Raw genomic sequence first — 22,682 nt, forward strand, 5'->3', positions numbered from 1 at the left:
GGGGCCGTCAGTCCGCCGCGCCGCGCGCACGCAGTGCGTCGGCAATGGAACGGGCACGCAGGATCGTCCTGACCACGACGGGCACGCCGAAGGCGGTCAGCGACACCGCTGCGGAGCGTGACCCTCGGGCACGCCGGGCGTCCAGCACGTCGTTGACCGCCTGGACCTGCAGAGGGATCAGTCGCAGCGTGAGGGTGAGCGCCAGGCTCACCTGGTCGACCGGGACACCGAACCGGGCGAAGGGGGCGAGCATCCGCTCGAAGGTGGCCATCATCTCCGACACCCGGGTGGTGAGGGTGAGCACCACCGCCCCGCCGACGGCGGAGAACAGGACGGTGACCATGGTCGCCGCCTGCTGGAAGTCGGTGCGCCACCACAGCATCAACCCGAGGAACACCAGTAACGGCAGTGCGCCGCTGAGCTGACGTACCAGCAGCCGTGGGGGGATGCGGGCGATGAGTGCCACGAGGAGGACCAGGGCGATGCAGACAGTTCCCCCTACCCAGGAGTCGACCAGCACGGCGGAGGCCACGAGGAAGACGCTGAGCACGGCCAGCTTCACCCCGGGCGCTGCGCGGTGGACCGGGGACGTCCCCGGCGAGTAGACGCCGAGGGGCACACGGGAGGGGCTGATCACCGGCAGCCCACCTCCGACATCCGGCGGACGTAGGCGGCGATCACGTCGTCCGGGGCACCGTCGTCGACGATCCTGCCGTCGTCGACGCAGATCGTCCGCTCGGCGTCGGCGGCGAGCTCCAGGTCATGGGTGACGGTGATGACCTGCTGCTCCAGGGAGTCCAGGGTGCGGCGCAACCGGTTGCGGTTGACCAGGTCGAGCAGGCAGGACGGCTCGTCGGCGACGACGACCTGTGGCGACAGTGCGGTGATCGAGGCGAGCGCGAGCATCTGCTTCTCGCCGCCGGACAGCAGGTGCGGGGACTGCTCGTCCTTGCCCTCCAGCCCCACCGCACGCAGGGACTCGGCGACCCGTTCGGCGATCTGCGTACGGGACAACCCGGAACCGCGCAGTGAGAAGGCGACGTCCTCGGCCACGCTGGGCATGATGATCTGGTTGTCGGGGTCGGAGAAGAGGAAACCCACGGCACCGCGTACCTTGCGCCCGCGGCGTCCGACGGGGACGCCGTCGACCTCCACCGTCCCGGAGGTGGCGGGGGTCAGGCCGTTGATCATCCTGATCAGGGTCGACTTACCGGAGCCGTTGGCGCCGATGACGCTGACACGTTGCTCGGTGAGATCCAGGGTCACCGGGTGCAGGAGCGTGGATCCGTCGACGACGACGCCGGCCCTGTCGTAGGTGACGGTCATGCGGCGGCCCCGGACTTGTCCCGTCGGCGTGCGGACGGTGCGAGGTCGGGGACGGCCCGCAGGACGGCGGCGGCGATGAGGGCCGCGACCACCATCTTGACGATGTCACCCGGGATGAACGGGGCGTTGGAGACCAGTGCGCCGGTGAAGTCCATCCCCGCGCGCAGCATCAGGCCGATGCTGCCGCACAGGTACTGCACGCAGACACCGACGAGTCCGGCGACGATGAAGACACCGACGCGTGCGGCATGGCGACGCGGTGCGAGCTGGGCGATGGCGCCGATGACGACGGCGGAGACGACGTAACCGACGATGTAGCCCACCGTGGGGCCGGCGACGGCGGCCAACGCGGGCTTCCAGCCGGCCATGTTCGGCACGCCGAGGAAGCCGACGGAGATGAAGAGCAGCACGGCGAGGCCGCCGCGCTTCCAGCCGAGGATCATCGCCGTCAGGGCGACGCCCATGTTCTGCAGCACGATCGGGACACCGAGGGAGCCGACCGGGATCGTCACCGCGCCGAGCACGATGATCAGGGCGGCGAAGGTCGCCATCAGGGCGATGTCGGTGGCCGTGGACCGTCGACCGCCCCGATTGTTCGGGGCGGCTGAATCGGCCGAGTCGGCGGTGTCGGCCGGGCGGGTTGATGAGTTCACCATGTGAAGAACTCTAGCCCGTGGCTTGTACGCCGTTCAAGACCGGGGTGGGACGGGTGCGTCTGTTAGCGTATGGGCCATGCGACGTACGGAGTTCGACCGGTTGGTCCACGGAGAGTTCGGCGACTCGTTCGGTAGCTGGATCGCCGGGAGCCACGTCCTCGCGGGGCTCGGGGAGACGCCCGCCGAACTGATCGAACAGGGGCACGATCTCAGGGAGGTCTGGTTGTCGCTGTGCGACGACTTCGAGGTCCCCTCCGAGCGTCGGCTCGGTGAGGACCTGTGACGGCACCTGTGTGCGGGGAGGGGTGGGCCACCACAATGTCGGGGCGTGTCGACTTCTCTCGAACACAGGTTCGTGTATTGTCTGTGGTGTCCACTCGGTGCGGTAGAAATAGTCAGTGACGCCGACGGCCTCCCCAGGGAACCCCGGGAGGTGCCTGGCGAGTCTCTCCTGTACGGGGACTTCTGTACCGGTAGAGGTCTCAGGGTGAGGTCCACGGGGCGCTGCACACCGGCAGCGCCGAGAACGAGAACGGAAATGAGGGCACATGGCCACCAAGAAGAAGAGCGGGAACGGCAACGCAGGTGCTGACCGCCAGAAGGCGCTCGACCTGGCGATGTCGCAGATCGAGAAGGACTTCGGCAAGGGCGCGGTGATGCGTCTCGGCGACGACAACCGTCCCCCGATCCAGGTGATCTCCTCGGGAAACATCGCGATCAACGTGGCTCTGGGCCTCGGCGGTTTCCCGCGTGGACGTGTCGTCGAGATCTACGGCCCGGAGTCCTCGGGTAAGACGACCGTGGCGCTGCACGCCATCGCCGAGGCGCAGAAGGCCGGCGGCATCGCCGCCTTCGTCGACGCCGAGCACGCCCTGGACCCGGACTACGCGAAGAAGCTGGGCGTGGACACGGACAACCTCCTGGTCTCGCAGCCGGACACCGGTGAGCAGGCCCTCGAGATCGCCGACATGCTCGTGCGTTCCGGCGCCATCGACATCATCGTCGTCGACTCCGTGGCCGCGCTGACCCCGAAGGCCGAGATCGACGGCGACATGGGTGACAGCCACGTCGGTCTGCAGGCCCGGCTGATGAGCCAGGCGCTGCGCAAGATGACCGGTGCACTGCACCAGACGGGCACGACCGCCATCTTCATCAACCAGCTGCGCGAGAAGATCGGCGTGATGTTCGGCTCCCCGGAGACCACCACCGGTGGTAAGGCCCTGAAGTTCTACGCCTCGGTGCGCTGTGACGTGCGCCGTATCCAGACGTTGAAGGACGGGCAGGACGCGGTGGGTAACCGCACCAAGATGAAGATCGTGAAGAACAAGGTCTCCCCGCCGTTCAAGATCGCCGAGTTCGACATCCTCTACGGTGAGGGTGTCTCGCGAGAGGGCTCGATCATCGACCTGGGCGTGGACAACGGGCTCGTGAAGAAGTCGGGCTCCTGGTACACCTACAAGGGCGACCAGCTGGGCCAGGGGAAGGAGAAGGCCCGCGAGTTCCTCAAGGCCAACCCGGACCTGTCCTCCGAGATCGAGGACGGCATCATGCGTACCCTCCAGGTCGGCCCCTACGCCGCAGCCAAGGGTACCGAGGCCCCCGAGGCGGAGACGGAGTCCGCCGCCATGGACGTCCCGGGCATCGAGGACCCGGACAACGTGCCGATCAGCGTGGTCCCCACGTTCGATGACGAGGAAGACGACTAGACGGGAGTACTCCGGTGTCTGCGTCCGACTCCAGCACGTCCGACTCCAGCACGTCCGACCGGATCGAGCAGCTGCAGGCTGCCATCGCCGCGGTGCAGCGTGGCGAGACCGGTGAGGAGATCATCGACGAGAGTCTCGAGGAGCGTCTCGCACCGCTGAAGTCGAAGGCCACCCGGCTGATCAGCCACCGTGACCGCTCGGTCTCCGAACTCAGGGGACGCCTCGCCGAGACCTCGGGCGCGGACGGGGAGACCGTCGACCCCGACCTGGTGGAGCTCGTCGTCGAGCGGTGCATCGCCAACGGCATGGTGGACGACGCCCGCTTCGCCAACGAGTGGGTACGCCAGCGTCAGCACAACCAGCGCAAGTCCGTCAGCGTGCTGCGCCGCGAACTCGTGACGAAAGGCGTGGCAGGCCACCTCATCGAGGAAGCGCTGTCACAGGTCGACGAAGCCGACCAGGAGGCCATCCTCGACAACCTGGTGACGAAGAAGGCGGGCACCGTGACCACGGTGCCCGCCGACCGTCGGGACTACGAGCGACACCTGCGACGAATCGTCGGGGTGGCCGCCAGGCGGGGATTCCCGGAGGGCAGGAGCCTCACCCGGGCCCGCCGTGCCCTCGACCTGAGGATCGAGGAACTCGGGGGAGAGGACCGCTAGTCGGTGGTCGACCTCAGGTCCTTGTGACCTTCGGCATGCCAGTCGACATTCACCGAGTCCTTGGTCTCGAGCCCCTGGTCCTTCTGGTGGGGGACCTTGGCCGCGATGTTGCGGCGGGCGCGACCGGCACGCAGCTGCTGCTCCATGCGCTCGGCCAACTTCGAGAGCCCGAAGTTGATGATGATCATGATCGCCGCCACCACGAGCAGTGCCGGGAGCATCGCGCCGTAGAACTCACCGAGCTGACGGCCGGAACGCACGACCTCGACGAAGTTCACGCCGTAACCAAGCGCGGAGTCCTTCAGTGCGATGACCATCTGCGAGACGATCGCCGGCAGCATGGCCGCCACCGCCTGGGGGAGCAGGATCTTGCGCATCATCTGACCCCAGGACAGGCCCAGCGCGGAGGCCGCCTCGGACTGGCCCTTGGGCAGCGACTCGATGCCGGAACGCAGGATCTCGGCGATCACCGACCCGTTGTACAGGGTCAGCGAAGTCACGACGGCCGCGAAGCCCAGGTAGGTCGACGGGAAGACGGCGTAGTGGCCGAAGAAGGCGTAGGTGAAGATCATCAGCACGAGCACCGGGATCGAGCGGAAGAACTCGACCACCACACCGGCAAACCAGCGCACCGGGGCGATCGTGGACAGTCGGGCGATACCGAACACCGCGCCGAAGACCAGGGACAGGACGATCGAGAGGATCGCCGAGGCGAAGGTCCAGAACAGACCCGGCAGGATGTAGGTCGTCCAGGTGTTGCCGTAGAAGAAGATCTCCCACTTGGCCTTGTCGAGCTGTCCGCCGTCATTGAGCTTCACCAGCACGAAGGCCAGGATCAGCAGCAGGAGGACCACGGTGACGACCGTGAGCACCCGGTTGAACCGGACCGCCTTGGGGCCGGGGGCGTCGTAGAGGACTGTTGCACGTGTGGACATCAGCGCTTCACCGCCCAACGCTTGCCGGCCCAGCCGAAGAACAGGCCGGTCGGGAGGGTGAGGACGATGAAGCCGGCGGCAATGATGCCGGCGATGATGAACAGGTCACTGGCGTAGTTCTCCGTCATGGTCTTCATCAGCAGTGAGGCTTCACCCACGCCGATGACCGACGCGATGGTCGTGTTCTTGATCAGGGCGATCAACGTGTTGCCCAGCGGGACGATGGCCCCGCGGAAGGCCTGGGGCAGCACGACGTGCCGGAAGTTCTGGGTGAAGCTCAGCCCCAGGGAGCGCGCCGCCTCGGCCTGGCCGAAGGGCACGGTGTTGATGCCGGAACGCAGCGACTCGGCCACGAAGGTCGAGGTGTAGAGGATGAACGCCAGGACCGCCAGGCGGAAGTTCTGTTGTTCGATGAAGTTGGGGCTGGAGTTCGAGGCCAGCAGCAGGTTCAGCTGGTAGTAGAGCCCCAGCGACATGATCAGTGCGATCAGTGTGAGCGGGGTGTTTCGCACGGTGTTGATGTAGACCGTGGCGACCGTACGCAGGATGCCGACCGGGCAGACCCTCATCGCGGTGAGGATCGTCCCCAGGATCAGCGCACCGATGGCAGACCAGAACGCGAGTTTGATCGTCATCCAGAAGACGGACAACAGTTGTGGGCCCATCTCGGCCCAGAGATCGGGATTCATGTCGGTACCTCCCTTCCTTTCAGGTGTGGTTCTAGTCTTCGGTGAACGAGAGGTCGCCGATGTCGGGCTTCGGCCCGATCTCGAAGTCCTCGCCCAGGTTGTCCTTGACGATCTGGTCGAAGGCGCCGGAGTCGTACATCTCCTCCAGGGCCTCGTTGACCGCCTCGCGGTCGGCGCCGTCGCCCTTGGGCAGGCCGATGCCGTAGTGCTCGTCGGTCCAGAAGGAGCCGTCCGGGTTCTGCAGCTGGATCACGCGGAAGTCGTCGTCGTAACGCTCCTTGTAGCGCTGGGCGAAGCCGGCGAGGATCGTCGCGTCGGTCGTCAGGGCGTCCACCACGCCCTGCTTCACACCCTCGGCGCAGGCGGCGTAGGTGTCGAACTCCTGGAGCTGCACACCGGGCAGGGCCTCCTTGACCTTCTGCGCGGGGGTGGAGCCGGAGACCGAGCACAGCCGCATGCCGTCCTTGACGTCCTCCAGTCCGGTGATGCCGGTCTCGGCCTCGATCAGCAGGCCCTGGTGGGTGACCATGTAGGGGCCGGCGAAGTCGACGGCGGCGAGGCGTCCGGCGTTGATGGAGTAGGTGGCGGCGATCATGTTGACCTCGCCGTTGTTGATCAGGGTCTCGCGCTGGGAGGACGGCGTCTCGCGCCACTCCATCTCGGGTACGTCCCACCCGTTCTTGTCGGCGATGAACTCGACGACGTAGCGGGAGACGTCGACGTCCATGCCGACGAACTCCTTGTCCGGCGTGCGCTCGCCGAGTCCGGGCTGGTCGAACTTGGTGCCCAGGGTCACGCTGCCGTTCTCGATGTCGTCAAGCAGGGAACGCGGCTCGGAGCTCCCGCAGGAGGTCATGGTGGCGGCACCGGCGACGACGAGGACCGCGGCGGTGACCCGTCGCAGCAGGCCGGCCCGCCGCGGGGCGACCGACCGGGGTTTTCTGTTCTCGGTTTTCATCTTCCTCCCCTCCCTAGTGCCCGACGATCTTCGCCAGGAAGTCCTTGGCCCGGTCGGACTCGGGATTGGTGAAGAAGGTCTCCGGGTCGGTGTCCTCGACGATGGCGCCGTCGGCCATGAACAGGATCCGGTCGGCGGCGCGGCGGGCGAAGCCCATCTCGTGGGTGACCACGACCATGGTCATGCCCTCGGCGGCGAGGCCGGCCATCACGTCGAGGACCTCGTTGATCATCTCGGGGTCCAGGGCGGAGGTCGGCTCATCGAAGAGCATGACCTTCGGCTCCATCGCCAGGGCGCGGGCGATGGCCACGCGCTGCTGCTGCCCGCCGGAGAGCTGGGCGGGGTACTTGTCGGCCTGCACGGCGATGCCGACGCGGTCCAGGAGGCGGTCGGCGGCCTTCGATGCGTCTGACTTGGAGGTCTTTCGCACCTTCACCGGTGCCAGGGTGACGTTGTCGCGGATCGTCATGTGGCTGAACAGGTTGAAGGACTGGAAGACCATGCCGACCTCGGAACGCAGCCGGGCCAGGTCCTTACCCTCCTCGGGGAGGAGTTCGCCGTCGATCCGGATCTCCCCGGTGTCGATGGTCTCCAACCGGTTGATCGTCCGGCACAGGGTCGACTTGCCGGAACCGGACGGCCCCAGCACCACCACGACCTGGCCTGAGGGGATGTCCAGGTTGATGTCCTTCAGGGCCTGGAAGTCTCCGAAATACTTGTTCACCCCGGTGAGGGTGATCATGCTCGATGCATTCTCTTGAACTGTCATGCGAGAAGTCTAGTGTTAGTTGCGCCATGACGGGGAACCCGCTGAGGCTTGTATCACGTTACGATTCCGTTAATACCGGCGAATGTGCAGTTCCCGGGCCGTTGACGCGGGTGTTCTTAGGGCCTGGCGGGGGTGCTGCACTACACTCGGGGACCGTGGTTGAATCCCGTAGTACTGCAGAAATGACCCGGCCTGACAACCGGAACAACCGAACGTACGAGGTCCGCACCTTCGGTTGCCAGATGAACGTCCACGACTCGGAGCGACTCTCCGGACTGCTCGAGGACTCCGGCTACGTGCCGGTGCGTGGTGGCTCGACGCCGGACGTCGTGGTGTTCAACACCTGCGCGGTCCGGGAGAACGCCGACAACCGGCTCTACGGCACGCTCGGCCAGCTCAAGGAGGTCAAGGACGGCCATCCGGGCATGCAGATCGCGGTCGGCGGCTGCATGGCGCAGAAGGACAAGCAGACCGTCGTCGACAAGGCCCCGTGGGTGGACGTGGTCTTCGGTACGCACAACATGGGGTCGCTGCCCACCCTGCTGTCGCGCAGCGAGCACAACCGGCGCGCCGAGGTGGAGATCGTCGACTCGCTGGAACAGTTCCCCTCCGTGCTGCCGGCCAAGCGTGAGTCGACCTACGCCGGCTGGGTGAGTGTGTCGGTGGGCTGCAACAACACCTGCACGTTCTGCATCGTGCCCTCGCTGCGCGGTGCGGAGCAGGACCGTCGCCCGGGCGACGTCCTGGCGGAGGTCGAGGCCCTGGTCGCCCAGGGTGTCACCGAGGTCACGCTGCTCGGGCAGAACGTCAACGCCTACGGGGTGAACTTCTCCGACCCCTTCGTCGAACGTGACCGCAGCGCCTTCTCGAAGCTGCTGCGCGCCTGCGGTGAGATCGAGGGCCTCGAGCGTCTGCGCTTCACCAGCCCCCACCCGGCGGAGTTCACCGACGACGTCATCGACGCGATGGTCGAGACCCCGGTGGTCTGCCCGCAGCTGCACATGCCGCTGCAGTCGGGCTCCGACCGGATCCTCAAGGCCATGCGCCGGTCCTACCGCTCGAAGAAGTTCCTCGGCATCCTCGACAAGGTCCGTGAGCGCATGCCGGACGCGGTGATCACCACCGACCTCATCGTCGGTTTCCCCGGTGAGACCGAGGAGGACTTCCAGGAGACCCTGCGGGTCGTCGAGGAGTCCCGCTTCACCAGCGCCTACACCTTCCAGTACTCCCCGCGCCCGGGGACGCCGGCGGCGTCCCTGTCCGACCAGATCCCCAAGTCGGTGGTGCAGGACCGCTACGAGCGTCTCGAACGGCTCCAGGAGCGCATCAGCGGCGAGGACAACGCCGCCCAGGTCGGCCGGCGCGTCGAATTGCTCGTGCAGGACGGTGGGGGACGCAAGAACGCCCGCACGCAGCGCATGTCCGGACGCTCCCGCGACGGGCGGCTCGTCCACTTCGCCCCGGGCGACGAGGCCGTGCGTCCCGGGGACGTCGTGGAGGTCACCGTGACCTCCTCGGCACCGCACTTCCTCATCGCCGACTCCGGTGTGCACTCGCACCGTCGGACGAAGGCGGGGGACATGGCGGAGGCCGGTTCCGTGCCCACCACGGGCCCGGTCGGGCAGGCGGGAGCCGGCGTCGGCCTCGGCCTGCCGGGGATCGGAAGGCCGTCGGCACCCGCCGCTCCGGCGACATCGGGAGTTCAGGACGGAGGCTGCGGTTGTGAGTAGGAAGACTGACGGAGTGAAGAGGGCCCAGGAGCCGGAGAGCCGCGAGGCGCTGAACAAGCGCCGCGTGGAGGCCCTCAACAAGCACGTCGAGGAGCTGGAGCGCAGCGCCGGCGGAGATCTCGCCGTGGCGGAGCGTCGCGCGTCCGGAACCATCGTGCTGGGGTCGTCGCTGCCGGTGCTGGTGTTCGGGGCGGTGGTCGTCCTCGTCTCGCTCTTCCTCCCGCACTCCGGGGAGGTCCACGGTTACGACGTGCTGCTGTTCTCCGACCTGGCGCAGACGTTCGTCACCACGCTGCCGGAGCGGGTCTACGCCTGGCTCGCGCTCGTCGGTGGTGTGCTGCTGACCCTGGGTACGGTGATCTCCCGCTCCGCGCTGGTCACCTGGGTGAACTGGACGCTGACCGGTATCGGCTGGGTCTACGGTGTCCTGGCGATCGGGATGCGGCAGTCCCGTCCGCCGACAGAGCCGGGCGACGGCCCCGGGATCGGTCTGATCCTCGGGTTCATCGCGATGGTGCTCATCTTCATCACCCTGTCGAGCCGGTTGCTGCGCCGTGGTGCGGTGCAGAAGGCCATCGCCGCCCGCCGCCGTGAGGAGGCCGGGCGTGACGAGGAGTCGAGGGCGGCCCAGCTCGTACTGCGCACCGGCCTGGAGCCCCAGCAGGAGGCCGAGGTCGTCGACGACCGACGCGACAAGGTCCGCGCCAGGCGTCAACGCCACGACGTGGCCAAGGACACCGGGGACACCGAAGACTAGCCCCAACCAGCGAGCAACCCCGGAGGTCGGTGTGACCGACCTCCGGGGTTGCTGCGTGCGTGGGGGAGACCCGTCCCACGGGAACCGGGCAGGAGCTGTGCCTAGTCCTGTCCGGAGTCGGCGGCGGCCTCTGCCGCGGTCGCCGCCCACGAGCGCCACTGCTCGGCCTGGCCGCGCAGGTCCTCGGCCTTCTTGTGGCGTCCGGCCTTCTCGGCGGCCTCGGCGTCCGCGGTGAGCTGGTCGACCCGGGCCTGGAACTGGGCCACGCGTGCCTCGGCCTCGGGGTCGGTCTGGCGCCACTGACGCTCGGCGAAGTCACTGACGCGGGACTCCAGGGCACCGAGCTTCTCGTCGAACTCCTTGACCCGGTCGCGCGGCACGTAGCCGACCTCGTCCCACTTCTCCTGCAGCTCGCGCAGCACTTCGCGGGCCCGGTCGAGGTCAACCTGCGGGTCGATGCGGCCGTCGTACTCGTCGAGGAGGGCCTGCTTGGTTTCGGCGTTGCCGGCGAACTGCTCGTCCTTGCGGCGGTTGTCCTCGTCGCGGGCGCCGAAGAAGACGTCCTGCGCGCCGCGGAACCGGGCCCACAGCCGGTCGTCGTCGGCGCGGCGGGCACGTCCGGCGGCCTTCCATTCGGCCATCAGGTCGCGGTAGGCCCGGGCGGTCTCGTTCCAGTCCGTGGAGTTCTGCAGTGCCTCGGCGCGTTTGACCAGGTCCTCCTTGCGACGCCGGACGCTGTCGCGCTGGCGGTCGAGGTCGGCGAAGTGGCCGTCGCGGCGTTCCTTGAACGTCCCGCGGGCCGCGCGCAGCCGGCTGGCCAGGGCCTTGTCGGCGGCCCTGTCACCGCCGGCGGCGTTCCACTGGTCGCCGATGGCGCGCAGCCGGTCGCCGTCGGCCTTCCAGTCCTCGCCGTCGGCGGCGATGCGCTCGGCCTCGGCGACGAGTTCCCCGCGACGCTCGGCCAGGCGTTCCTCCACCTGGCCGGCGGTGGTGACGATCTCGGTGAGTCGACGGTCCAGCCGCGCGAGGTCCCCCAGGACACCGGCGTCGGCCAGGCCGTCCTGCAGGCGGGTCGCGTCGGTACGCACGCGGGCGAACTCCTCCGGGTGGGTGCCCAGACGCGCGGCGAGGACCTCCACCTCGGTGGCGAGGTCGGCGAAGCGGCGGGCGTAGTGGGCAAGTCCCTCCTCGACGCTGCCGGCCTTCCACTCGCCGATACGGCGCTCCGCGCCGTCCACCGTCAGCCACACGACCCCGTCGTCGTCGATGCGTCCGTGCGCCGCGGCGTCCTTCGTGGACGGGGCGACGGTGGTGCCGGCAGAGGCGGCGCCGGGCCGGGCACCTGGCTTGGGTCCGGGCGTGGCACCGGGCCGGGCACCTGGCTTGGGTCCGGGCTTGGGGACGTTCATCGGGGGTCCTTCGGTCGGTGGAGTGGGCTACCTGACATTATGGCAGACCCGCCGTAGACTGCTCCGACATGAGTGCAGCACAACCACGCCCCCGCCCGGTGGCGATCGTGGGGCCCACCGGGTCGGGGAAGTCGGAGACGGCGTTGGCGCTGGCGGAGGCCGTCGACGGGGAGGTCGTCAACATCGACTCCATGCAGCTCTACCGCGGCATGGACATCGGCACGGCGAAGCTGCCGCCGGAGCAACGACGGGGGATCCCGCACCACCAGTTCGACGTCCTGGACGTCACCGAGACCGCCTCGGTCGCGCGCTACCGCGACGCCGCCATCGCCGACGTCGAGGACGTGGCCGCCCGGGGACGGGTCCCGGTGATCGTCGGTGGGTCGATGATGTACCTGCAGGCACTCCTGGACGAGTGGGAGCTCCCGCCCACCGATGCGGCGGTGCGTGCCCGGTGGGAGCGTGAACTCGACCGGGTGGGGGTTGAGTCGTTGCACGGTCAGCTCGCGGAGAAGGACCCGCAGGCCGCGGACACGATCGAGGTGCGGGACTCCCGGCGTACCGTGCGGGCCCTGGAGGTCATCGAACTCACCGGGCGCCCCTTCGCCGCGTCCCTGCCGCCGAGTGACCGGCCGACGCGCTGGGACACGGTGATCATCGGTCTGGCCGCGCAGGCGGACTGGCTGAACCCCCGTCTGGAGACGCGCGTCCACCAGATGTTCGACCTCGGGCTCGTCGACGAGGTCCGTGGCCTGGTGGCGCAGGGCCTGGTGCGTGACTCCACCGCGGGTAAGGCGATCGGCTACGCGCAGGTGCTCGACCACCTCGCCGGCGAACTCACGTTGGACGAGGCCGTGGAGCGCACGGTGAGCGGGACGCGCCGTTACGCCCGGCGGCAGCGGGCCTGGTTCAAGCGGGACCCGCGTATCCGCTGGTTCGACGCTGCCGACCCGGACGTCACCCGCGAGGTCGTGCACGAGATCGTGCGGTAGTTCATGCGGTAGATCGTGGCCGAGTGCTACGGCGACTAGACTCTGCGGCATGGTTGAGCGCAGGCAGATCGAGTTAATCAAGGGTCACGGCACCGGCAATGACTTCATCCTGGTCCCGGACCCGGAGGCGACGGTGGACCTCAGCGAGGAGCTCGTGCAGTCGCTCGCCGACCGTCACCGCGGCATCGGGGCGGACGGGGTGATCCGCATCGCCACCACCGGTGCGCTGCTGGCCGCCGGGGTGTTGGAGCAGCGTCCCGAGGGGGTGCGCGACGGCGACTGGTTCATGGACTACCGCAACGCCGACGGTTCGGTGGCGGAGATGTGCGGCAACGGTGTGCGGGTGTTCGCCCACGCCCTGAGCGCGTTGTCGCTGGTCGGCGAGGACGACCGCTCGGCCGACGGCACCGTGCCGGTCGGCACGCGGGCCGGACGCCGCGACGTGCGAATCCATTCGGTGGACGACACCGACGCCGAGGTCAGCGTGGACATGGGGGTGCCGCGGGTGACCGGGCGTTCCAGCGCCACGCTCGCCGGGGCGTCCTACGAGGGTGTCGGCGTGGACATGGGCAACCCGCACCTGGCGTGCGTGGTGCCCGGGCTGACGCCGGACGCGCTGGCCGCGCTGCCGGTCGACCAGGCACCCGGCTACGACGAGGGTGTCTTCCCCGACGGGGTGAACCTGGAGCTGGTCACCGCGTTGCAGGACGACACGGTGCACATGCGCGTGCACGAACGGGGTGTGGGGGAGACGCTGTCCTGCGGCACCGGGACGGTGGCCGCCGCTGTGGCCGCCGTGGCTGCTGTGGACGCTGCAGATCGGTCGGGTGAGGACGGTGCGTGGTCACGGACGGTGCGCGTGGTCATCCCCGGCGGGGAGGTCGCGGTGACGGTGGGGCAGGACGCAGAGGGCAACCAGGTGCCCGCGGTGCTGCGCGGGCCCTCGCGGCTGGTGTTCACCACCTCGGTCACCGTGGAGCGCGGCTAGGGTTATCCGGGGTAACCCCGTCAGTACCGGGAATGCACCGAGTCCTGACGGGCGCGCTCCCACAGCCGTTGCAGGCTGAGCGCGCGCTGGTCGGTCTCGTGCAGCAGCTCGGTCAGGGTTGCCACGGTGGACAGTGACGTCGTCTGCTCCGGCAGGTGGCGCAGGAAACGTTCGCACGACGCGGCCGCGGCGTGGAACCGTGCCACGCTGGAGACCTCGGACCGTGCCGCGCACAGTTCGGGGCGGTGCAGCTGCCGGTCGCGGACCCGTGCGGGGTCGTTGTAGAACCGGAACTCGTCCCAGTCGTCCAGGATCGTGGCGATGTCGGTGGCGGAGAGGTCGATCGAGCGTTTCAGCGCGGCGATCTCGCGCTCGGAGTCCTGACGGACCACGGCGACGGCGGCGACCACCACCAGGATCACGGTGATGAGCACGCCCAAGCGGCCGAGTGTGCTGATCAGCAGCCACGACAGGGCTCCCACGACCACCACCCCGGCGAGCGCCTTGGAGATGCTTCTAGCCACAGGATCCTCCGCAGCCTCCTGACCCGCAGCCGCATCCGCCAGAGGAGCAGGACGCCGGGTCCACGGCGGTGGTCGTGAACTGGACGTTGCCGGAGAGGATCGTGCCGACCGGCAGATCGTCCTCCTCCCCCGCGGGCACCACGACCGTGAACGCGAAGGGGGCGTTCACCGTGCACACCCAGAAGGACTGGCCGGTCAGCGCGGCGGTACGACGCTCCGCGGCGGCGACCTCCACGGCGATGGACGCGCCGGCGTGCGGGGCGACCGCACCGGAGTTCAGGTCCGACAGGCCCGTGGACTCCACCGAACCGACGCGCAGGACGCCCGCGCGTGCGGCCTCGTCCCGCGTGCGGTAGACCGCGAGGTCTGCGGCGAGCGCGGTGATCTGCACCGGCTGATAGGTCAGCGTCCCCTCCTCGGACAGCAGCGGGCCCTGGGCGACGGTCGCGGTGAGCGAGGCCGTCACCGGGGCGCCCTCGGCGCGGACCTGCAGCATGGGGGAGTCGGCGACGATGTCGAGCACACCGACGATGTCGTCGACCATGCTGAGGTGCGCGGAGGTCTCCGCACCCCCGCTGAAGCTGGCGAAGGAACCGTAGGGCGGCACGGCGAGGATCACCAGGCGGGCACCGCTGGGGTCGTCGTACTGCAGGACCTGGCCGTCGCGGACCTCCCCGGTGACCCGGAGAGCCCCCGTCCCGTACGCCGCCTCCAGGGCGTCCTGCCAGCGGCTGAACTCCAACCCCACGCTTCTCAGTTCCGGAATCATGGGTGCGACTCTACTCCGTGGCCCCGAATCGTGGAAAGATGGTGGGCAATGACAAGCAACCAACAGAATCCTGAGACGCCGGAACCGGCTGAGACGTCCGTCGGCGAGCTCGATCTCGAGCAACGCTCCAGCCTGCGGCGCCTGACCCGCGGCACCAACGTCCACTCCACCGAGCAGGACGACGGCTACGACGTCGAGTACCGCAAGCTGCGCCTGGAGCGCGTGGTGCTCGTCGGGGTGTGGACCGAGGGCAACACCGCCCAGATCGAGGCCCGTCTCGCCGAGCTCGCCGCCCTGGCGGAGACCGCGGGCTCGGAAATCACCGACATGCTCTACCAGCGCCGCGACAAGCCGGACGCCGGCACCTACGTCGGCTCCGGCAAGGTCGAGGAGCTGCGCCAGATCGTGGTGGAGACCAACGCCGACACCGTCGTCGCCGACGGCGAGCTCAGCCCCGGGCAGATGATCGCCCTGGAGAAGGCGCTCGACGTCAAGGTCATCGACCGGACGATGCTCATCCTCGACATCTTCGCCCAGCACGCCAAGTCCAAGGAGGGCAAGGCCCAGGTCGCCCTGGCGCAGCTGGAGTACCTGATCACCCGCGTCCGTGGCTGGGGTGGCGCACTGTCGCGCCAGGCCGGTGGCCGGGCGGGCTCCAACGGCGGTGTGGGTCTGCGTGGCCCCGGTGAGACGAAGATCGAGGCGGACCGTCGTCGTCTGCGCAGCGAGATGGCGCGCCTGCGCCGCGAGATCCAGGGCATGAAGAAGTCCCGCGACGTGCAGCGTGGCCGCCGCGACGCCTCGGCGATGGCCCAGGTCGCTATCGCCGGGTACACCAACGCCGGCAAGTCCTCGCTGCTCAACGCGCTGACCGGAGCGGGGGTGCTCGTGGAGGACGCCCTGTTCGCCACCCTGGACCCCACGACCCGGCGGGCCGAGCTGGCCGACGGGCGTGCGGTGATGTTCTCCGACACCGTCGGGTTCATCCGCTTCCTGCCCACCCAGCTCGTCGAGGCGTTCCGCTCGACCCTGGAGGAGGTCATGGCCGCCGACGTCGTGCTGCACGTCGTCGACGGCTCCGACCCCTTCCCGATGGAGCAGATCGCCGCGGTGAACAAGGTCATCGGCGAGATCGCCGAGGACACCGGCGAGTCCGCGCCCCCGGAGATCCTGGTGATCAACAAGGTCGACCAGGCCGACCCGCTGGTGCTCGCAGAGCTGCGCAGCCGGTTGGACGACGTGCTCTTCGTCTCCGCGCACACCGGGGAGGGGATCGCCGCCCTGGAGAGCCGGCTGGAACTGTTCCTGAATTCCCGGGACGAGCACGTGGTCCTGCAGGTCCCCTTCGACCGGGGGGAGGTCGTCTCCCGCCTGCACGAGTACGGCACGGTGCTCAACCAGGAGTACACCGAGCTCGGCACCCGCGTGGAGGTCCGCCTTCCCGGGGTGATCGCCGCGGAACTGGCGGACCTGCGTATCGCGGACGACAGGGCGACAGAATAAGCTCGTCCGAATGGACGAGATGCAGGAGAAGAAGTCAGCGCCCGGCGGGGAACCTGAACGGGGGAAGCTGTTCGGGTGGACGCTCCACGGGGACGGCCGCACGATCCGCCCCGGGGCGGTCGTCGCCCCCGAGGAGCGGCTGACGTGGCCACGGACCGTGGGCATCGGTATGCAGCACGTGATCGCCATGTTCGGCGCCACGCTGCTGGTGCCCGCACTCACCGGCTTCCCGGTGAACACCACCCTGCTGTTCTCCGGTATCGGCACGATCCTGTTCCTGCTGATCACCCGCAACCGGGTGCCGTCCTACCTGGGCAGCTCCTTCGCCTTCATCGCCCCGCTGACCGCCACCCAGGCGGAGGGCTTCGCCGCCCAGCTCGGCGGGGTGATGGTCGCCGGAATCGTGCTGATCCTGGTCGGTGTCCTGGTCAAGGCCGCCGGACGGCGCGTGCTGGACGCGGTCATGCCCCCGGCGGTCACCGGTGCGATCGTCGCGCTGATCGGCCTGAACCTGGCCCCGGCGGCGACGGCGAACTTCCAGGAGCAGCCCCTTGTCGCCGCGGTGACCCTGTTCGCCGTCCTGGTGATCACCGTCGCCGGACGCGGTATGGTCGGCCGGCTGGCGATCCTCATCGGTGTCGTCGTCGGCTGGGTGTTCGCCGTGGTCACCGGCAACATCTCCGACGACGCCGGCGAGGTCATCTCCGACGCCGCGTGGTTCGGTCTGCCGGACTTCCACACCCCCGAGTTCCACGTCAGTGCGGTCCTGCTGACCCTGCCCGTCGTGGTGGTGCTCATCGCCGAGAACGTCGGACACGTCAAGGCCGTGGCAGGGATGACCAAGCGCAACCTGGACGACCAGGCCGGGCCCGCACTGATCGGTGACGGTCTGGCGACCACCCTGGCCGGCGGCTTCGGCGGGTCCGGCACCACGACCTACGCCGAGAACATCGGGGTGATGGCGGCGACGAAGGTGTACTCCACCGCCGCCTACTGGGTGGCCGCGGTCACCGCGATGGTGCTGGCCTTCGTCCCGAAGTTCGGTGCCGTGATCAACACCATCCCCTCCGGCGTGCTCGGCGGGGCCACGATGGTGCTCTACGGCATGATCGGCCTGCTGGGTATCCGCATCTGGCAGGACAACAACGTCAACCTGACCAACCCGGTGAACCTGTCCGCCGCGGCCGTGGCCCTGATCGCCGGCATCGGCAACCTCACCCTGCAGATCGGCTCGCTCGAGCTCGAGGGCATCGCCTGGGGCTCGGTGGGCATCATCGTGGGCTACCCGCTGCTGCGGTGGCTGTTCGAGAACGTCGGGGAGGGACGCGAACCCGCCGTGCGGGACTACCTCTCCCACAACTAGAGGCCGCGCCAGACAGAACCGGCCCCGACACCTGCCGTGCAGGTGTCGGGGCCGGACTCGACTGCGGTGACGGGTGCCCCCGTCGACGCTGTTCCTACTCTTCGTCGAGGTTCTTGGTGATCAGCGCGGCGATCGCCTCCACGGCCTCGGCGTTGTCGGACGAGACGGTCACCTCGTCACCGTGCTCGGCACCCAGGGCCATGATCATCAGCGAGGAGGATGCGTCCGACGGTTCCTCGTCGTCCTCCCCGGGCAGGGAGAGCAGGATCTCGTCGTCGTAGTTGGCAGCCGCCTCCGCGATGATGGTGGCGGGACGTGCGTGCAGGCCCACGGTGGAGCCGACGGTGACGGTAGTGGAGGCCATGGTTGTGAATGTCCTTATCAGGTCGTCGATCATGATGGTCGGGCGCTGACCGCCGGCAGTGCCCGGCGTGTGGTGCCCTCCCTGACAGCGTAGCCGAACTGTGCCGGATCGCGCCGTCACGACCGTCCCGCCTCTTATGCCGTGACGACGTTGACGTCCTCGGAGGAGAAGGCCTCTAGATACTGGCGCGGCGCGGCGTCGTCGGTCACCAGCACGTCGATCTCCGGCACGTTGGCGAAACTGACGAGGTAGTCGCGGCCGAACTTCGTGGAGTCGCACATCGCGACGACCCGGTCGGAGTTGGCGATCATCGCGCGCTTCACGGCGGCCTCCTCGGCGTCCGCGGTCGACAGGCCGTGGTCCATGGACAGGGCGTTGGTGCCGATGAAGGCGAGGTCGGCGTGGTGGACACCGATGGTGCGCAACGCGATGTCACCGACCACAGCCTGGGTGATGGGGCGGATGTGACCACCGATGAGCTGGACGTCCGACAGGCCCGCCGCCGACAGGCGGACGGCGAGGGGGAGGAAGTTGGTGAGCACCGTCAACCCCCGGTAGGGGTTGTCGTCGGGGCGTCCTGCCTCGGCGATGGCGTGCGCCAGCATCGCGGTGGTGGTGCCGGCGTCGAGGAACACCGTGCCGGTGCGCGGCAGGAGGTCGGCCGCGGCGCGTCCGATCCTGATCTTGGCCTCGGTCGAGGTGGTGCTGCGCAGCTCGATGGGGGTCTCACGGGTCTGGAAGGTGTTGGTGGGAACGGCGCCGCCGTGGACGCGGTGCAGTGCACCGTCGTTGTCGAGTACCGTGAGGTCACGGCGGATGGTTTCAGGGGTGACCGCGAACCGCTCTGCGAGCTCCACGACGGTGACACGCCCGTTGACCGCGGTCAGTGACGCGATCTGGCGGCGACGTTCCTCAGAGTTCATGATGTGCATTGTATGGGGTGGCGCAGGGATGAACGCCGATTCGGGGGTGGGTATGGCCCGGCGGGTGACCCCGGGGGGTGGGTGAAAGAGGGTATCGTGGTCGGCGAACCTGTCCATCACGTTCGTACCTCGACCCCGCGGGGTCGGACCCTCGGTAAAAGACCTCGGTAGATGACCTTGGTAGTTGCATCGACGTCCACCAGGTCGTGCGATCTGAAAATTTGTGGGAGACCAGACACTATGGCAGACACGAATCCCCCGGCAGCCCCCTCGGACGGCGAGCCCGTCGTCCTGAAGGGCAAGTCCGTAGTTCCCGGAACCGTCTTCGCACCGGTCACGTGGGTCACCGACCGTCCGGAGCTGCCCGGCCCGGACAAGACGGTCGGGGACGCCGACCGTGAGGCGGAGTACCAGGCCTTCGTCGACGCGGTGGACACCGTCTCGGAGCGCCTGACCTCCCGCGCGCAGACCGTGGAGGGCAATGCCCGCCAGGTGCTCGAGGCGACGGTGGCGATCGCCAAGGACCGTGCCTGGGCGAAGAAGGTCAAGAAGTCCGTCAACGGAGGTCAGACGAACCTGTACGCGGTCCGTCAGGCCACCGACGACTTCGTGGAGATGTTCCTGAAGGCCGGCGGTGTGATGGCCGAGCGTGTGACCGACCTGATGGACGTGCGCGACCGTGTCATCGCCGAGCTGCGGGGGGAGCCCGAACCCGGCATTCCGGACGTCGACACCCCCCACATCCTGTTCGCCGACGACCTCGCCCCGGCCGACACCGCCACGCTGGACCCTGAGCTGATCATCGCCGTGGTCACCGAGAAGGGTGGTGCGACGAGCCACACCGCGATCATCGCCCGCCAGCTCGACCTGCCGTGCATCGTCGCGGTGGGGAGTAACCTGCGCGGCGTGAGTGCCGGCACCGAGGTACTGGTGGACGGTGCGGCGGGGACCGTGGAGACCGGCGTGGACCCGGCGGAGGTGGAGAAACGGGTCACCGCCGCCGCCGAGCTGGCCTCGAAGGTCCGTGGCTGGCACGGCCCGGCACAGACCGCCGACGGCCACCGGGTGCAGCTGCTGGCCAACGTTCAGGACGGCGCGGCCGCCCGCCAGGCCGCGGAGTCCGTGGCCGAGGGGATCGGGTTGTTCCGTACCGAGCTCGGCTTCCTCAGCGAGACCACCGAGCCGTCCGTGGAGGAGCAGGCGCGGCGCTACGCCGAGGTCCTCTCCGCGTTCCCGGAGGGCAAGGTCGTGATCCGGACGCTCGACGCCGGCTCGGACAAGCCGGTGCCCTACGTGATGGCGGAGACCGAGGAGAACCCCGCCCTCGGCGTGCGCGGTCTGCGGATCGCGCGGACGAACCAGAAGCTCCTCGAGCGTCAGCTCGACGGCATCGCGTTGGCGCTGAAGCTGTCCGGCCGTGAGGACTCCGCGGCCCAGACCTGGGTGATGGCGCCGATGGTCGCCACCGTCTACGAGGCGAAGTGGTTCGCCGAGCTGTGCCACGAGCGTGGCCTCGTGGCAGGCGCGATGATCGAGGTTCCGGCGGCTGCGCTGATGGCGGACAAGATGATGCCCTACCTGGACTTCGTGTCCATCGGCACCAACGACCTGACCCAGTACACGATGGCGGCGGACCGCATGTCGGCGTCGCTGGCACACCTGACCGACCCGTGGCAGCCCGCGGTGCTGCGCCTGGTCCACACCACCTGCCGCGCTGGTGCGGTGACCAAGACGGCCGTGGGGGTCTGTGGTGAGGCTGCCGCGGACCCGGTGCTGGGCTGCGTGCTCGCCGGTCTCGGTGTGACCTCGCTGTCCGCGGCACCGCCCGCACTCGCCGCGGTGGGTGCACAGCTGGGCGAGGTGGACTTCGCGGTGTGCCGCGAGATGGCCGCCGCCGCGCTGGACGCCGACGGTGCCGAGGAGGCCAAGGCCGCCGCCGCAGCCGTGCTGGGGCTCTAGCGCACCCTGTACCCACGCGAAACCCCCGGAGGCCTCTGACGGAGACTGTCCGGGGGTTTCGCCTATCTACGTGGGGTTTGCGGGGTGCCTAGATCTTTCGCAGCACCGCGACCACACGACCGAGGATGTCGGCGTTGTCACCCGGGATGGGTTCGAACAGGTCGTTGTGGGGGAGCAGCCAGACGCCGGCGTCGTCCTTCTGGAACTCCTTGACCGTCGCCTCCCCGTCGATCATCGCGGCGACGAAGTCACCGAGTTCGGCGACCTTCTGGGAGCGCACGGCGACCCAGTCGCCGTTGAAGATGCCCGCGTCGCGCATGGACTCACCGACAACCTGGAGCAGGAACAGCTCCCCGCCGCCGACGAGTTCCTGGGGGAGAGGGAAGTGGGCCTCGACGTGCTCCTCGGCCAGGATGGGCGAACCGGCGGCGATCTGGCCGACGACGGGGACGAAGGACGGTTCCGGCATCCCCGCAGGACCGCCGGCGTTGGCGGGCTTCGGCCCCGGACGGTTGTCGACCTCGTCCTCGAAGTCCCTGATGTCGACCGCGCGCGGCTTGTTGTCCTCGCGGCGCAGGTACCCCTTACGCTCGAGCTCGCGCAGGTGGTAGGACACCGACGAGGTCGAGTTCAACCCGACCGCGTCGCAGATCTCGCGGATGCTCGGCGGGTATCCGCGGAACCGGGTCGCGTCCTTGATCACGTCCATGATGCGCCGTTGACGGTCGGAAAGCTTCTCCCTCCCCTTTGCGTCGAGCGCGGCACCTGCCTCGGTGACCTTCGCCCGCTTTCGCTTGCCTGCCGTGGTTCCCACGGAGGACTTCTGCTTCTCTGACATCTGACCCACTCCTGGACTCGTTGTACCGGTCGTGTCCCCGACCTTACATGACCGAACGGACATCGTTGGTCAGGGTGTTCGAAAAATTCGGGAAGGCTGTGGACATCATCGAACACCCGTGCTACCTTCGGGTGCAGATACAGAACTTCGAACACACGGACGAAGAATGTGCCGTCGGAATCAGTCGATGTCCGTCCGCGGTGCTGTCATGGTCCTTGTCTGAAGCCGGGAATCCGGTCTGCTTCCACGGAAAGAGGGTTGTCATGAGCACGATGTCGGTTGAAAGTCGTCGGTCCGGTCTCCGCCGTCCCGTCTATCGGCGTCCGGAGTGGTCCGGGTCGGAGATGGATGGTTTCTCGAACACCTGGGGGGAAGGATCGGTCCGGACCCCCTCGGTCGTGCAACGGAAGCGGTACCTCCGTCAGGGCAGAATTGCTGAACGTCCGTTCGAGCCGACCTCCCGGTACGCAAGAATGCGGCGTCGTGCGTCGATGGTCGTGGGTTCCCCGGGCATGACCGTGTTGTCGCTGGCCACACTGGTGGCTTTCCTCGCCGTCTCGCCGGCGGTCACCGGCCCGCAGGAGGACACCGTGACCCCGACCGGGACGACCACCGTCACGGTGAGCGAGGGCCAGAGTCTGGCGGAGATCGCCGAGCAGCACGTGCACGGGGCCAGCGTCGGCGATGCGGTGGCGAGGATCGCCTCGCTCAACGACGTCAGCGAGCTGGGTGGCGACGGCGACCACGGGGACTCCCGGGTGAGCAACCGGGACGTGGTCATCCCGGTCTACTGACCGGCCCCGTCGGCCGACGGTGGTTCCGCCCGGGGGCGGGGGTAGCATGTGGGAACACCTACCGTCCT

At 68.6% G+C, this 22,682-nt stretch carries 24 protein-coding genes; 11 read left to right on the top strand and 13 right to left on the bottom strand.

Annotated features, from left to right (window positions below; genetic code table 11):
* Positions 1-7: 7 nt before the first annotated feature.
* Genes ACT3S3_RS07370 through ACT3S3_RS07380 form a run of 3 tightly spaced genes read right to left on the bottom strand, consistent with a single transcriptional unit; the run spans position 8 to position 1,877 of the window.
* A complete protein-coding gene (locus ACT3S3_RS07370; protein WP_301443436.1) occupies positions 8-637 on the bottom strand; it encodes an energy-coupling factor transporter transmembrane component T family protein in 630 nt (209 codons plus the stop codon).
* The gene (locus tag ACT3S3_RS07375; RefSeq protein WP_301443435.1) at positions 634-1,326 is read right to left on the bottom strand and encodes an energy-coupling factor ABC transporter ATP-binding protein; all 693 of its coding nucleotides are present in this window, start codon (positions 1,324-1,326) and stop codon (positions 634-636) included. Before ACT3S3_RS07375 ends, ACT3S3_RS07370 begins: the two co-directional genes overlap by 4 nt.
* Complete coding sequence (locus tag ACT3S3_RS07380) at positions 1,323-1,877, bottom strand: biotin transporter BioY (protein WP_444626563.1); 555 nt, start codon at positions 1,875-1,877, stop codon at positions 1,323-1,325. The genes ACT3S3_RS07375 and ACT3S3_RS07380 overlap by 4 nt, the downstream gene beginning before the upstream one ends.
* A 181-nt stretch (positions 1,878-2,058) precedes the next feature.
* Between ACT3S3_RS07380 and ACT3S3_RS07385 the strand changes: the two genes are divergently transcribed.
* The 3 genes from ACT3S3_RS07385 to ACT3S3_RS07395 all read left to right on the top strand — a co-directional run bounded on the left by ACT3S3_RS07385 (position 2,059) and on the right by ACT3S3_RS07395 (position 4,350).
* Entirely contained in the window at positions 2,059-2,265 is a 207-nt protein-coding gene (locus tag ACT3S3_RS07385; RefSeq protein WP_444617203.1) for a DUF3046 domain-containing protein, read from the top strand.
* Between the two features lie 265 nt (positions 2,266-2,530).
* Positions 2,531-3,688, top strand: coding sequence for a recombinase RecA (recA, locus tag ACT3S3_RS07390; RefSeq protein ID WP_444626548.1), 1,158 nt, complete (start codon positions 2,531-2,533; stop codon positions 3,686-3,688).
* A 14-nt stretch (positions 3,689-3,702) separates the two neighbouring features.
* The gene (locus tag ACT3S3_RS07395; RefSeq protein WP_444626549.1) at positions 3,703-4,350 is read left to right on the top strand and encodes a regulatory protein RecX; all 648 of its coding nucleotides are present in this window, start codon (positions 3,703-3,705) and stop codon (positions 4,348-4,350) included.
* Here ACT3S3_RS07395 and ACT3S3_RS07400 read toward each other — a convergent pair.
* The 4 genes from ACT3S3_RS07400 to gluA are packed head-to-tail and all read right to left on the bottom strand — an operon-like array spanning position 4,347 to position 7,674.
* Positions 4,347-5,285: an amino acid ABC transporter permease gene (locus ACT3S3_RS07400; protein ID WP_301443266.1), complete on the bottom strand. Its 939-nt coding sequence runs from the start codon at positions 5,283-5,285 to the stop codon at positions 4,347-4,349. The genes ACT3S3_RS07395 and ACT3S3_RS07400 overlap by 4 nt on opposite strands.
* Positions 5,285-5,974 (bottom strand): amino acid ABC transporter permease, encoded by a 690-nt coding sequence (locus ACT3S3_RS07405; RefSeq protein WP_301443265.1) that lies wholly within the window; start codon positions 5,972-5,974, stop codon positions 5,285-5,287. Before ACT3S3_RS07405 ends, ACT3S3_RS07400 begins: the two co-directional genes overlap by 1 nt.
* Before the next feature lie 31 nt (positions 5,975-6,005).
* The gene (locus ACT3S3_RS07410) at positions 6,006-6,932 is read right to left on the bottom strand and encodes a glutamate ABC transporter substrate-binding protein (protein WP_301443264.1); all 927 of its coding nucleotides are present in this window, start codon (positions 6,930-6,932) and stop codon (positions 6,006-6,008) included.
* A 13-nt stretch (positions 6,933-6,945) separates the two neighbouring features.
* A complete protein-coding gene (gene gluA, locus ACT3S3_RS07415) occupies positions 6,946-7,674 on the bottom strand; it encodes a glutamate ABC transporter ATP-binding protein GluA (protein ID WP_301443268.1) in 729 nt (242 codons plus the stop codon).
* Between the two features lie 209 nt (positions 7,675-7,883).
* Between gluA and miaB the strand changes: the two genes are divergently transcribed.
* A complete protein-coding gene (miaB, locus tag ACT3S3_RS07420) occupies positions 7,884-9,431 on the top strand; it encodes a tRNA (N6-isopentenyl adenosine(37)-C2)-methylthiotransferase MiaB (protein ID WP_444626551.1) in 1,548 nt (515 codons plus the stop codon).
* Positions 9,432-9,444: 13 nt separating this feature from the next.
* Positions 9,445-10,188 carry an Rv2732c family membrane protein gene (locus ACT3S3_RS07425; RefSeq protein ID WP_301443262.1) on the top strand — a complete coding sequence of 248 codons (744 nt, stop codon included), beginning with the start codon at positions 9,445-9,447 and terminating at the stop codon, positions 10,186-10,188.
* A 101-nt stretch (positions 10,189-10,289) separates the two neighbouring features.
* Here the strand turns inward: ACT3S3_RS07425 and ACT3S3_RS07430 are convergent, their stop codons facing one another.
* Positions 10,290-11,597: a DUF349 domain-containing protein gene (locus ACT3S3_RS07430; protein ID WP_441582080.1), complete on the bottom strand. Its 1,308-nt coding sequence runs from the start codon at positions 11,595-11,597 to the stop codon at positions 10,290-10,292.
* A 68-nt stretch (positions 11,598-11,665) separates the two neighbouring features.
* Between ACT3S3_RS07430 and miaA the strand changes: the two genes are divergently transcribed.
* Positions 11,666-12,589 carry a tRNA (adenosine(37)-N6)-dimethylallyltransferase MiaA gene (gene miaA / locus ACT3S3_RS07435; protein WP_301443577.1) on the top strand — a complete coding sequence of 308 codons (924 nt, stop codon included), beginning with the start codon at positions 11,666-11,668 and terminating at the stop codon, positions 12,587-12,589.
* A gap of 49 nt (positions 12,590-12,638) precedes the next feature.
* Complete coding sequence (dapF, locus tag ACT3S3_RS07440) at positions 12,639-13,577, top strand: diaminopimelate epimerase (RefSeq protein ID WP_301443576.1); 939 nt, start codon at positions 12,639-12,641, stop codon at positions 13,575-13,577.
* Between the two features lie 20 nt (positions 13,578-13,597).
* On the opposite strand, the gene ACT3S3_RS07445 is transcribed toward dapF, so the two are convergent.
* Together ACT3S3_RS07445 and ACT3S3_RS07450 are read right to left on the bottom strand one after the other, a co-directional pair.
* The gene (locus ACT3S3_RS07445; RefSeq protein ID WP_444626552.1) at positions 13,598-14,101 is read right to left on the bottom strand and encodes a hypothetical protein; all 504 of its coding nucleotides are present in this window, start codon (positions 14,099-14,101) and stop codon (positions 13,598-13,600) included.
* Positions 14,094-14,870 (bottom strand): hypothetical protein, encoded by a 777-nt coding sequence (locus ACT3S3_RS07450; protein ID WP_301443574.1) that lies wholly within the window; start codon positions 14,868-14,870, stop codon positions 14,094-14,096. The genes ACT3S3_RS07445 and ACT3S3_RS07450 overlap by 8 nt, the downstream gene beginning before the upstream one ends.
* Positions 14,871-14,918: 48 nt before the next feature.
* On the opposite strand from ACT3S3_RS07450, the gene hflX reads away from it, so the two are divergent.
* Entirely contained in the window at positions 14,919-16,373 is a 1,455-nt protein-coding gene (hflX, locus tag ACT3S3_RS07455) for a GTPase HflX (protein WP_301443573.1), read from the top strand.
* A gap of 19 nt (positions 16,374-16,392) precedes the next feature.
* A complete protein-coding gene (locus ACT3S3_RS07460) occupies positions 16,393-17,736 on the top strand; it encodes a uracil-xanthine permease family protein (RefSeq protein WP_301443578.1) in 1,344 nt (447 codons plus the stop codon).
* A gap of 94 nt (positions 17,737-17,830) precedes the next feature.
* On the opposite strand, the gene ACT3S3_RS07465 is transcribed toward ACT3S3_RS07460, so the two are convergent.
* A complete protein-coding gene (locus tag ACT3S3_RS07465; protein ID WP_441579562.1) occupies positions 17,831-18,100 on the bottom strand; it encodes an HPr family phosphocarrier protein in 270 nt (89 codons plus the stop codon).
* 134 nt (positions 18,101-18,234) lie between these two features.
* Positions 18,235-19,023 (bottom strand): DeoR/GlpR family DNA-binding transcription regulator, encoded by a 789-nt coding sequence (locus ACT3S3_RS07470; protein ID WP_441579561.1) that lies wholly within the window; start codon positions 19,021-19,023, stop codon positions 18,235-18,237.
* A gap of 240 nt (positions 19,024-19,263) precedes the next feature.
* On the opposite strand from ACT3S3_RS07470, the gene ptsP reads away from it, so the two are divergent.
* Entirely contained in the window at positions 19,264-20,982 is a 1,719-nt protein-coding gene (gene ptsP / locus ACT3S3_RS07475) for a phosphoenolpyruvate--protein phosphotransferase (protein WP_301442363.1), read from the top strand.
* Between the two features lie 88 nt (positions 20,983-21,070).
* Here the strand turns inward: ptsP and lexA are convergent, their stop codons facing one another.
* Complete coding sequence (gene lexA / locus ACT3S3_RS07480) at positions 21,071-21,820, bottom strand: transcriptional repressor LexA (RefSeq protein WP_301442364.1); 750 nt, start codon at positions 21,818-21,820, stop codon at positions 21,071-21,073.
* Positions 21,821-22,332: 512 nt separating this feature from the next.
* On the opposite strand from lexA, the gene ACT3S3_RS07485 reads away from it, so the two are divergent.
* The gene (locus tag ACT3S3_RS07485) at positions 22,333-22,614 is read left to right on the top strand and encodes a hypothetical protein (RefSeq protein WP_301442365.1); all 282 of its coding nucleotides are present in this window, start codon (positions 22,333-22,335) and stop codon (positions 22,612-22,614) included.
* Positions 22,615-22,682: the final 68 nt, after the last annotated feature.

This window comes from Corynebacterium sp. AOP40-4SA-5 (assembly GCF_052377355.1).
GTDB lineage: Bacteria > Actinomycetota > Actinomycetes > Mycobacteriales > Mycobacteriaceae > Corynebacterium.

Coding starts and splice junctions, on each gene's coding strand:
- gluA (WP_301443268.1), bottom strand. CDS start 7,674: ATGATCACCCTCACCGGGGTGAACAAGTATTTCGGAGACTTCCAGGCC.
- miaB (WP_444626551.1), top strand. CDS start 7,884: ATGACCCGGCCTGACAACCGGAACAACCGAACGTACGAGGTCCGCACC.
- lexA (WP_301442364.1), bottom strand. CDS start 21,820: ATGTCAGAGAAGCAGAAGTCCTCCGTGGGAACCACGGCAGGCAAGCGA.
- recA (WP_444626548.1), top strand. CDS start 2,531: ATGGCCACCAAGAAGAAGAGCGGGAACGGCAACGCAGGTGCTGACCGC.
- ACT3S3_RS07385 (WP_444617203.1), top strand. CDS start 2,059: ATGCGACGTACGGAGTTCGACCGGTTGGTCCACGGAGAGTTCGGCGAC.
- ACT3S3_RS07405 (WP_301443265.1), bottom strand. CDS start 5,974: ATGAATCCCGATCTCTGGGCCGAGATGGGCCCACAACTGTTGTCCGTC.
- ACT3S3_RS07465 (WP_441579562.1), bottom strand. CDS start 18,100: ATGGCCTCCACTACCGTCACCGTCGGCTCCACCGTGGGCCTGCACGCA.
- ACT3S3_RS07380 (WP_444626563.1), bottom strand. CDS start 1,877: ATGGCGACCTTCGCCGCCCTGATCATCGTGCTCGGCGCGGTGACGATC.
- ACT3S3_RS07485 (WP_301442365.1), top strand. CDS start 22,333: ATGACCGTGTTGTCGCTGGCCACACTGGTGGCTTTCCTCGCCGTCTCG.
- ACT3S3_RS07430 (WP_441582080.1), bottom strand. CDS start 11,597: ATGAACGTCCCCAAGCCCGGACCCAAGCCAGGTGCCCGGCCCGGTGCC.
- ACT3S3_RS07450 (WP_301443574.1), bottom strand. CDS start 14,870: ATGATTCCGGAACTGAGAAGCGTGGGGTTGGAGTTCAGCCGCTGGCAG.
- dapF (WP_301443576.1), top strand. CDS start 12,639: ATGGTTGAGCGCAGGCAGATCGAGTTAATCAAGGGTCACGGCACCGGC.
- ACT3S3_RS07410 (WP_301443264.1), bottom strand. CDS start 6,932: ATGAAAACCGAGAACAGAAAACCCCGGTCGGTCGCCCCGCGGCGGGCC.
- ACT3S3_RS07400 (WP_301443266.1), bottom strand. CDS start 5,285: ATGTCCACACGTGCAACAGTCCTCTACGACGCCCCCGGCCCCAAGGCG.
- miaA (WP_301443577.1), top strand. CDS start 11,666: ATGAGTGCAGCACAACCACGCCCCCGCCCGGTGGCGATCGTGGGGCCC.
- ACT3S3_RS07470 (WP_441579561.1), bottom strand. CDS start 19,023: ATGAACTCTGAGGAACGTCGCCGCCAGATCGCGTCACTGACCGCGGTC.
- hflX (WP_301443573.1), top strand. CDS start 14,919: ATGACAAGCAACCAACAGAATCCTGAGACGCCGGAACCGGCTGAGACG.
- ptsP (WP_301442363.1), top strand. CDS start 19,264: ATGGCAGACACGAATCCCCCGGCAGCCCCCTCGGACGGCGAGCCCGTC.
- ACT3S3_RS07375 (WP_301443435.1), bottom strand. CDS start 1,326: ATGACCGTCACCTACGACAGGGCCGGCGTCGTCGTCGACGGATCCACG.
- ACT3S3_RS07460 (WP_301443578.1), top strand. CDS start 16,393: ATGCAGGAGAAGAAGTCAGCGCCCGGCGGGGAACCTGAACGGGGGAAG.